Raw genomic sequence first — 9,260 nt, 5'->3', positions numbered from 1 at the left:
ATCAAAAAAGGAATGAAGAAAAATTAGATTTTTCTTCTTCTAGCTTGTTCAGAGCCTTTTCCTTTAGATTTGATTCCACGTCCTTTGTTACCAGCACTAGTTAAGCCTCTGAGAGCTCTGTTAGTGTGTTTTTTGGAGCAAATCCAATTGATTTTTTTATCGTTAATGATAGAAGGACTGTTTGGATCAACTAAAATTACTTCGTAATATTTGTATCTACCATCAGACCATACCCAGTAGGAGTTTAATACTTCTAAGTTAGGGTATTTTTTAGCTACACGTTCTTCAGCAATTCTTTGAATAGATTTTGCTTGGGTAATTTTGTTTACACCCATTCTTTTAGGTTTACGACCATTGAAACGACGGGTTTTTCTTCTTCCACCACGTCTTACTCTGGTTCTTACTAAAACAAATCCTTTTTTAGCTCTGTAACCTAAACTTCTAGCTCTGTCAAGTCTAGTTGGTCTTTCAATTCTTTGAGCTGCTTTTTCTCTTCTCCATTTAGGAGCTCTTTGCCACATGAGTTCACGTACGTAAGACTCATCTGGGTTTTTCCATGCGTCTCTAATATATTTATACATAAATAACACCTTTTTGTTCAGCCACGAAGGCCACATCCATATGGGAACTTATCCCAAAAAAAGTTATTAATACTGCTAAAAAATAACAGTAATAAAATATATTATCTTATTTATTTATAAAGCTATCGTTAAAATTGAAATTTTTGCCTATTATTACATTAAAAAATTATTTTTAAATATTCATAATACTTTTAATATCAAGTCAGATATAGTAATTACTATGAAAATGCCTGATGAAATTGATTCAAAATTACTTGCACCATGTGGAATTAACTGCATTAGCTGTGAAAAATACCAAAATCCATGTGCAGGATGCCTCATAAGTGATGACGGGAAAAGCAAGGCCAGCTTAAAATGCAAGATTAAAAGCTGTTTTGATTCTAAAAATTTCAGCTATTGCGGACGCTGCAGTGAGTTTCCATGCCCACTGATGAAAAAGCACTCAAAAAAATATGTTAAAAGGCATGATTTGAACACACTTGAAAGTGCCAAAAGAATTAAGACAACAGGCATCGGGCGCATGATGAGTCAAGATAGAGAAAAATGGTTATGCCCCGAGTGTGGAGGAGTTGTGAAATTCCAAACCAAATCATGCAGCGAGTGCAGTTTTACTATCGATTAAATTGAAAACGTGACTGATTATTCTGATGGTTAATGGAAATAATATAACTTTAAATGACAGTAACATTAACATTAATGCATTTAAAATAAAAAACAAGATAAAAAATTAAAGAATAGGTAGATGAAAAGGAGTAAAAATTACTCCAGAACAAAACTTCAACCCGATACCATTACCAGTTCACCAGTGGTCGGATCCTCATAGACCTTACCTACTTCATTATACCCGCTATCTTCAATACCGCCGGCAGTAGTGTAGTTCTGTGAGAATGTATCTGCTGTGGAAACGTCCTGAGTTGATTGTGATTGAGTAATCATGTCAGGATTGACAGACAACGCCATGATTGCAAAAATCAGAAATCCCAATGCCAAAACCAGCATTGCATCCGAAAGGTTATTCAAACCACTCATTGGATCATCATCAATCGATTCAGATATCCTTCTTCTTTTCCTAAGCATCAAATCACCATTTATTTATAGTTTCCAATTCCGCTTCTGCAACGGTTTCAACATCAATCAATTCTGATTCATACCATTGTTTTTTGTATTTTGATATTAAAAAAGCAAGGGCGCCGACAGTCAAACCCGTAACGGTAGTATCAAAAGCAATAGTTAAAGATTCTGCAAGTGTGGCAATATCTCCTGTTCCAAGTGCAGCAAGCCCCGGACCCAATGGAATCAAAGTACCCAGAAGACCTAAACTTGGACCTACACGAACAAGAATATCAGTCTTATTAGTTTTTTTAATCAGTCTTGTTTCTTCTGCAGATATCAATTCACTGGCCAATGCCTTTCTTGCATCGGGACCGATATCATGATTGTCCGCAATACGAGTTAAAATTTCCTTTTGATAATCAAATAAATTACTATTGTTAATTTCATCTTTCATCTGACTCACATTAGTTGAAAATGAAACTCTTCTAACCAAATCTTCCAAATCCTTTGATTCAATTGGTTTTCTGGAAATGTATTCATTGATTAAACCGCCGAAAGACAAAATAACAATGATTATTGAAATAACCAGTAAAATTACAACTGGAGTTAGAAGACTTTCGGACAGTATATGGATAAAAGATGTCAATGTTTCAGTTCCCTGAAGTATCATGAAATTCCTCCTTTACTATCATTTAAAAGCACACCAATGACTAAAATAACAATAACGGATATTATAACATAAATCAGCTGATAAGTAGGAGTCAATATCAGAAATGAACTAAACATTGAATAGTCAAGATTTAAAGTGGAAAAATATGTAAAAGCAAATATGAACATTAAAATTGAAGCCAAACACATAAATTCCCCGATTATTACAGAATATTGTCTTTTAGCATGATGCAATAATTTTGAAAGTTGATAAACAACAAATAAAATAATAAAAACCAATAAAGAATATATAATCATTTCAAAGAAGTTCAAACTTGATTGAGATGAAAATAAAATTATTGAGATTAGAAACGTTAGCAAAATTAAATATAATGAAATCTTAAATTCATTATTTTTAACTAGATAAAACATTGCAAGGAATATTACGACTGCAATAGCGAAAAATAAATAGCTAAAATAATCCAATAAAAACACTAATGTTGCATTTAAATAGACTGAGGCATTTAATAATATGAATGTTACCGCTGCAATTGCCAATGAAGTTAGAATTAACTTTTTATTGCCGATTGCATAATTTCCAAGCAATAACGCAATATTTGCTGAAAATAAAACTAAAATAACTAATAAATATCCTCCGATTAAATCCATTATTACAACCTATACTCTTTATATAGTTAAATATTAATCTACATGAATATATAAACATATCGTAATGAATTATTTAAAAATAAAATAATGAGTTTATTAATGTTTATATAATAAAATAAGAATTAAAAATTTGAATTTGATAAAAATAATAGAAAATTTTGATATAAATTTAAAAATAAAAAAAATAATAATGAATAAAAATCTCAATATTATTCATCAATAATTTCGTGATTATTTTTATTCTTCACTATTCCAAAATGACATTGTGCCCTACAAATCCAGATTCAGGTTTGTTTTCATAGGAACGCACACTTTTCTTTTATCATCCAATTCTATCAATTTAACATCAATTGAATAAGCTTTTCTAAGGTTCTCTTCGGTTACCACATCATCGGGAGTTCCAAAATCAATGAACCTTTTATCTTTCATGATAGCGACTTTTGTTGAGCTTAAAAATGCATGATCCGGAAAGTGAGATGACATAATTATTGACAATCCGCTTTTTGCAAGATTATCAATAATTTCCAGAAGTTTTATTTGATTGCCGAAGTCAAGATGTGAAGTCGGCTCATCCAATATGAGCATGTCAGGTTTTTGGCACAATACTCTTGCCAAAAATACCAACTGGCGTTCTCCGCCGCTCAAATTTGTATATTCCTTATCTTTCAGATATTCAATTCCCAAGGTTTTCAATGCTTCCTGAGCAATTTTAACATCCTCCTCTTTAGGAGAGTCAGTGAGGTTAAGATAAGGAGCTCTTCCCATCAGGACAACATCAAACACTTTAAACGGAAATGACGGGACATGTGACTGTGGAATGTATCCAATGTGTTTTGAAATTTCTCTGAATGATAATTTTTTAATATTTTTGCCATTGATTAGAATATCTCCAGAATCAATATCATGCAGACCGTTAAGACACTTAATCAGAGTAGTTTTTCCAGTTCCGTTTGGACCTAGAATACATAGCACTTCACCCCGACCAATAGAAAAGCTAATATCTGAAAATATTTGCTCATCATTATATGAAAAAGAGATATTTTTCACTTCAAATAAGTTATTGTCTACGACCATTCTGAATAACCTCTTTTAAGTAAGTATAAGAAAATCGGAACGCCAATGATTGCAGTTAAAATACCAATAGGAATTTCAATGGCTATAACTGCCCGAGATATATTGTCAATCAACAGTAAAAAGCTCGCCCCCAGACTTAAAGAAGCCGGAAGCAATATCCTGTTGTCTGGACCTACAATCATACGTGCCATATGAGGTATGATTAATCCAACCCAACCAACAATACCGCTTATTGAAACTGCAGCCGAAGTCAAAAGTGTACATCCCGCAATAATCAACAGCCTAACTTTTGAAGGGTTCAAACCTAATGACTGGGCTTCCTCATCACCCATTGCAAGCAGGTTCATATGCCATCTTAAAAGCAGCAATATTACAAGACCTATGATAACCGGAACTAAAATCATCAGTAATTTATCCGCATTTATTGAAGCTAAACTTCCCATTAACCAATATACTATCTCAGGCAATTTATCGTCAGGATCTGCAATAAATTTAATTGCAGATATCAATGAATTGAAAAATGCAGATATTGCAACTCCTGATAAGACTAAAACAAGTATTCCTCCAGCCTTATAAGTTCTTGATATTAAATAAGTGGTTGCCACGGAAATCAGACCAAAAACAAATGCAAAAATTTGAGTAATAATATTCGCTCCGCTTATCAAAATAGCCAATGCAGCCCCAAAACCTGCACCGTTTGAAACACCCAGCAAATCAGATGAAACCAGCGGGTTTTTAAATATGGATTGAAAAGCTGCTCCTGAAATTGCAAGACATGCCCCAACAACTATGGCTCCAATAATCCTTGGAAGCCTGATTTCAAAAACAACAGTAGTTATTGTTGAATTTACTTCCAGTTGAGGAAATACCGGACACAATAATGTATTCACTACATCAACTGGACTAATCGGATATCTTCCTATTAAAAATGAAGCGAAAAATAAAATTATTGGAAAAAAGATTAAAAGAATAATGCTTATAATCTCTTTTGTTTCGTTATCCATAAAATCACTATAGATTTGATTCCTTAAGACCTGAATCCAATAACATTTGCTTTACGTCATTGTCGCTTAAATCTACATGATAGAAGTTAGAGTAAAACTCTTTAGTTGCTTCCTGCATGTTAATATCCTTATAATCATCAGGATACAATACTTTAGCTGTCCATGGAACTCCAATAATCATGTTTGCTCCAACCGGCCTGTCAAACCATTTAAATGGAGATTGTGGAGATAAATAAACTTCCTTATTTTTAACCGCATCAATTTTGCCCCAGTTAGAGTCATTATAAACACTTGCATAGAACTCAGGGTCATTAGTGATTATTTTATCAGGGTTCCAACTGATTACCTGCTCCATTGAAACCTGAACACCACTTGTTGTGTTTCCCTGACTGACAGAATCGGCAACATTAACACCACCAACCAAATCTATCAGTTGTCCATGAGTTGAATGTGAAGGATTTGTCTGAAGACCGTCATCACCTTGAGCATAATAAACTGTTTTTTTATCACTATCAGATAACTTAGCTGCCTTTTCATGTACAATATCCAGATATTTATTATTGAAATCATTCAATTGTTTTGCTTTATCCTGTTCTCCGACAACATCTCCCATAAATGTGATGGATTCACCAATTTTTTCAACATTTGTTGTGTCATTGACCGCAATTACAGGAATTTTTCCAAATTTTTCCTGGCGTTCTTTAACAGTTGATAAATCGCCGTCTCCCCCTTCATCAATAGATTCTATAACTATATCAGGCTCTGATGCAATGAATTCTTCATAACTGCCGTCTTGAGAACCATACCATCCGCCGATAACAGGATAATTTTGATATTGACCTGGAACATGTTTTAATTCATCATCTGTCCATTGAAAATTTACGGCTTTCAATTTATCCGGTGCAATCATGTAAAGTACAGTAGTCATTGGAGGACTGGTAGCCACAACATTACTAACCGAAGCAGGAATTTCAACTGACCTGTTAATCATATCAGTGACATTTTTTGATCCTTGAGTTTCTACGGTTGAAGGAGTCAAAAACAAATGTGTAGCTATTCCCGCTACGACCAGAACAATCAACAACAATATAATTACTTTAATTTTCTTTTCCATTTTCAAACCCCAAACGTTACTTACGATAAGAATGTATATTCATTAAGCTATTTAAAAATTTCTCAAAATTATAATATTTCATATAAAAAGATTATTAATTAGATTAAAATTAATAAAAAATTTATTAAAATTATCCATATTTAATAATAAAGCTAATCTAAAATAATTAATAAATATAAATCAATATTCTCGTTGATAATAAATTACAAAATGAGATTCTTCAAAATTCAGAATCACCATCTAAAAAAACAATTTGCAAGATTAAAAATCCCCTCAATTAAAATGAAGAGACGATTCATAATTTTGATTGTTAACGTGGAAACTGCTATTTTAAATATAGCTAACATTGACATTAATGATTTTAGTTAGAAAAATAGCTTTAAAAAATATTGAAATATAGATGAAAAAATAAAAAAAGAATAAATATGTAAAAAACATATTTATCTAGATTGGAATTTCACTGTCAGGAACATTATATGTTGAAGTTATTTTAAATGTCCTGTAAGTAGAGTCAATTAAAGATCCGACAGAAATTTCAATGACATTATTCGAATCTTTAAAACTGTTAGCGGCGAATGCAAATGAACCAACACCATCAACAACATTGAATTTGACTTCGATTTCTTTTGCAGATCCTCTGTTTAATGTTGCATACAGCTCAAATTCTGCAAGATTTGAAGCAACTTCACCATTTTTGTAGAATATAACGCTGTAGTTTCCAGGAGAATTGCAGGTGACATTATCGAACTTGATTGCGGTTGTGCTGATTCTTGGACACATTGTTCCATAGCCCACCACTCCGGTATCATAATCCCATGTTATGAGATTGTTTGTACCATACCAGTTTGGATCCAATTTTAGCCTTAAAGACTCATTCCATTGACCAAGACCGTAGATTCCTTCAGGATTTGCACTCATCTCACCCAGAATCATCATACTAGGGCCTCTTGCATTTCTGTAAATTGCATTATCCGTTACAATAGGTGTGACCGCATTTTCAGCTAAATCATATCCTGCATTGAACCTCATTCCTTCAAGAACATTATCAGTTATAGTATTTTGGGTAACGACAATTCCAGTTGAGAAATTTGCATCCAGAGAAATACCCAAATGATTCCAGGCAATATGATTGCGGTTAATTGTTACATTAACAGCAGAATTGTTTAAAAATATTCCATAACCTGACGGACCTTCCGGCACGGTCATGATATACAATCCGGTTTGCTCTAGAATTTCATTGTTGACAATTTTAGTGTTTGCAACTCCAAATCCGTATTTAATACCGTAATTGTTTTCCCTAATTACATTATTGTCAATTGTTAATTGCTTTGAGTGTTCTGCAAATATTCCGCTTTCAAATAATGATATAGTATTCTTTAATAATTTCACATCAGCTGAATTTGAAATGCTTACCCCATATCCAGGCATATTAACAGTTCCATTAACATAATCTTGAGTTTTTGATTCATCCAAGTGATTTACAATAAAATTATTATTCAAGATTACATTTTTGGCGCCGTTAATGTCAACTGCATCGCTTGAGTTTCCGTAAATTGCAAAATTAGTGACATTTACATTATCTGATTTGATTGTTAATGTTGGATTATACTCAATTGCATTCAAAATTGTTTTTTCTTTTGAGTAGATGTTTAACTGCTTGTTAATTGTTAATGCAATGCCAAAGTAATAATCCCCTAAAAATTCAACATCGGATTTGTCTGGAGCGGAATTCAAAATATCTTGGATTTCAGAGTTTGGCAAATTCTCATCAACAAATATTACACCAGATTGGTTTAAAATTGTAATTTTGTTTGTATTGGAACTTTCTCTGTATTTATCATCACCGGCATACTTAGTAATTATTTCAAATGAGTTATTTGCACTTAAATCAAGTTTAATTTGACCATTCTCATCAGTTGTTTTTGAGTAATCCGCATTATTAATAGTATATGTTAATGTTTTGTTGGCTAATGGATTTCCAGAAACATCCTTTAGAGAAATTTTGTAAACCTTTTGAGAGTCAGATGAATATGTTCTGTCGTAACTTTCAATAACGGTGCCTAATTTTGAAACATTAATCTTACCAGTGGATTTGGATGCTTTGTAAATTGCGGTTCCTTTATAGTTTGCAACTACAGAGTATGTTTTTTCGTCCGCAAGATTTACAGACAAAGCTGCTTGGCCTTTACTGTCAGTAGTCTTAGTATAGGTTTTTCCGTTGAATTTTATTGTTACCTTTTGTTTGGACAATGCTTTTCCAGCACCTGTTTTTAAGGTTACAGTGTAGGTTTTAGCTTCATTTGGAAGAATAGAAACTGTAGGAGTGGTAAGTTTGGTTGCAGTTTTTGCAACTTTTATTTTACCTGTTGATGAAGCTTTTTTATAGATTTTACTTCCTTTATAAGTTGCACTGACCTTATAAGTTTTTAAACTGGAGAATTTGACTTTAACACTGACTTTTCCTTTGGAATTTGTCTTTTTAGTGTAAGTTTTACCATTGACTTTAACAGTTACTGCCTGTTTAGCTATTCCTTTTCCGTTTCCATCTTTTAATGTAACAGTGTATGTTTTAGATGTTTTTGGAGGAATTGTTACGCTCGGAGTTGTTAATTTGGCAATTTTTGATGAATACTTTACAATTATTTTGCTTGTTTTTGAAACTGTCTTATATTTATTATTTCCAGCAAATTTGATAGTCATTTTATATGTTTTTTTGTTTTGAGCGAATTTCAATTTAACCTTAGCTACACCTTTACCATTAGTGGTTTTAGTGTATTTTTTACCATTGACATTAAATGTAACTTTTTGATTGGAAATCAGTTTACCTGATGTGTCTTTTAAGGTAATTGAGTAGTATTCCGCCATATTTGGAATCATGTTCAAGTTAGATGCAATGATTTTTGTTGATTGCTTTTTAACAGTGACAGTTGCTTGTGCACTGCATCCTTCATAATCAACTTCATCGCCAGGATAATTGACATTGGCAACATATTTTCCTTCTTTTGAAATGGAAACTTTAATTACAGCATTTCCGTTACTGTCGGTTACCGGAGAATATTTTTTAGAATTAAGATCAATTGTAACACTTTCCCCAACAACAGGATTTCCATTAGTATC

9 protein-coding genes are annotated in these 9,260 nt (G+C 32.5%); 1 reads left to right on the top strand and 8 read right to left on the bottom strand.

The annotated features are described in order from the left end of the window. Nucleotides 1–23 precede the first annotated feature (23 nt). Nucleotides 24–581 (bottom strand): 50S ribosomal protein L15e, encoded by a 558-nt coding sequence (locus ACJMLH_RS07920; protein ID WP_405276466.1) that lies wholly within the window; start codon nt 579–581, stop codon nt 24–26. Nucleotides 582–801: 220 nt separating this feature from the next. Here ACJMLH_RS07920 and ACJMLH_RS07915 point away from each other — a divergent pair, with 220 nt between their 5' ends. After that, nucleotides 802–1,203: a DUF3795 domain-containing protein gene (locus tag ACJMLH_RS07915; RefSeq protein ID WP_405276464.1), complete on the top strand. Its 402-nt coding sequence runs from the start codon at nt 802–804 to the stop codon at nt 1,201–1,203. 155 nt (nt 1,204–1,358) lie between these two features. On the opposite strand, the gene ACJMLH_RS07910 is transcribed toward ACJMLH_RS07915, so the two are convergent. The 7 genes from ACJMLH_RS07910 to ACJMLH_RS07880 all read right to left on the bottom strand — a co-directional run. After that, nucleotides 1,359–1,658, bottom strand: a complete 300-nt coding sequence (locus ACJMLH_RS07910; RefSeq protein ID WP_405276462.1) for a DUF2149 domain-containing protein — start codon at nt 1,656–1,658, stop codon at nt 1,359–1,361. A 4-nt stretch (nt 1,659–1,662) separates the two neighbouring features. Beyond that, complete coding sequence (locus ACJMLH_RS07905; RefSeq protein ID WP_405276460.1) at nt 1,663–2,304, bottom strand: MotA/TolQ/ExbB proton channel family protein; 642 nt, start codon at nt 2,302–2,304, stop codon at nt 1,663–1,665. Next, on the bottom strand, nt 2,301–2,951 hold the full coding sequence (locus ACJMLH_RS07900) for a peptide ABC transporter permease (RefSeq protein ID WP_405276458.1): 651 nt from the start codon (nt 2,949–2,951) through the stop codon (nt 2,301–2,303). Before ACJMLH_RS07900 ends, ACJMLH_RS07905 begins: the two co-directional genes overlap by 4 nt. 270 nt (nt 2,952–3,221) lie before the next feature. Then, a complete protein-coding gene (locus ACJMLH_RS07895; protein ID WP_405276456.1) occupies nt 3,222–4,025 on the bottom strand; it encodes an ABC transporter ATP-binding protein in 804 nt (267 codons plus the stop codon). Continuing rightward, the gene (locus ACJMLH_RS07890; RefSeq protein WP_405276454.1) at nt 4,016–5,029 is read right to left on the bottom strand and encodes a FecCD family ABC transporter permease; all 1,014 of its coding nucleotides are present in this window, start codon (nt 5,027–5,029) and stop codon (nt 4,016–4,018) included. Before ACJMLH_RS07890 ends, ACJMLH_RS07895 begins: the two co-directional genes overlap by 10 nt. A gap of 7 nt (nt 5,030–5,036) precedes the next feature. Next, on the bottom strand, nt 5,037–6,143 hold the full coding sequence (locus ACJMLH_RS07885; RefSeq protein ID WP_405276452.1) for an ABC transporter substrate-binding protein: 1,107 nt from the start codon (nt 6,141–6,143) through the stop codon (nt 5,037–5,039). Nucleotides 6,144–6,587: 444 nt separating this feature from the next. Beyond that, on the bottom strand, nt 6,588–9,260 hold a 2,673-nt coding region (locus ACJMLH_RS07880; protein ID WP_405276450.1), incomplete at its 5' end, for a right-handed parallel beta-helix repeat-containing protein.

It is taken from the genome of Methanobrevibacter sp. (assembly GCF_045116495.1).
Taxonomy (GTDB): Archaea; Methanobacteriota; Methanobacteria; order Methanobacteriales; family Methanobacteriaceae; genus Methanocatella.
This window is presented reverse-complemented; position numbering and strand designations above follow the sequence as displayed.